Source organism: Mesorhizobium sp. M7A.F.Ca.CA.003.01.2.1, from assembly GCF_003998945.1.
GTDB classification, from domain to species: Bacteria; Pseudomonadota; Alphaproteobacteria; order Rhizobiales; family Rhizobiaceae; genus Mesorhizobium; species Mesorhizobium ciceri.
Genome location: NZ_RZRA01001492.1, coordinates 1 through 759, shown reverse-complemented (window position 1 = coordinate 759; position 759 = coordinate 1). Strand labels below are relative to the sequence as shown.

Sequence of the window (759 nt, the reverse complement as noted above, 5' to 3'; positions counted from 1 at the left end):
CGGCATATCCAGGCGCGGCTGCGGTCTGGGCACGACGGAAGCTGTCTTCGGCGTCGCGCCCAGTTGATCGAGCAGAAGCGCGTCGATCTCGCCGGACGTGTTGAGCCCGACCTTCTGCTGATAGTCCTGGATGGCCTTGCGGGTGTTGGGTCCGGAAATGCCGTCGACCGTCCCGGAATAGAAATCGAGATCCTTCAATATGCCTTGCACCTGCTCGACAACCGGATCGCCCTTGATCGGTGCCGGCGCGCCGGATGGCCGCACGATGTTGAATGTCGTCTCCGGTTCGTCGGGCGTCGCGTGCGGAAAGCCCGCAATGCTGCGGGTCGCAAAAAATGCGCCGGCATGCGGGAAAGGTTGGTACCACAAGGCATTGGCCGAGACATAGAACAGCGTCACCAGGAACGCCGTCGAGCCGCCCACCAGGACAGGATTGCGCGAGATCATGCCGCCGACGGCGACAGCGCCGTCCTGAAAGGCATTGCTGCGGCGCTTGACCGCCTTAGCCGGTTTTGCGGAGCGAGCCATCTCTGTCCCCTTTCGCCATCGCCACAGGCATGGTCAGCACGCCGGTCTTCTCCGCCTGATGTCCCTTCGGTCCGTTCACCGGCAGGCTGATGGTCACCGTGGTGCCCTCGCCTGGCATGCTTTCGATGGACATCGTGCCCTCGTGCAGCGCCACCAGGCCCTTGACCAGTGAAAGGCCAAGACCAGTCCCCTCGAAACGGCGGGTATAGTCGTTCTGGGTCTGCATGAAGG

2 protein-coding genes are annotated in these 759 nt (G+C 63.1%); both read right to left on the bottom strand.

Features of this window, described 5'->3' with window-relative positions; genetic code table 11:
• A partial coding sequence (locus EN969_RS33705; protein ID WP_164758779.1) for a peptidoglycan-binding protein occupies window positions 1-528 on the bottom strand: 528 nt, incomplete at its 3' end.
• Window positions 503-759 (bottom strand): ATP-binding protein (locus tag EN969_RS33700; RefSeq protein ID WP_245467664.1); only part of this gene is annotated, 257 nt, incomplete at its 5' end. The genes EN969_RS33700 and EN969_RS33705, both read right to left, overlap by 26 nt.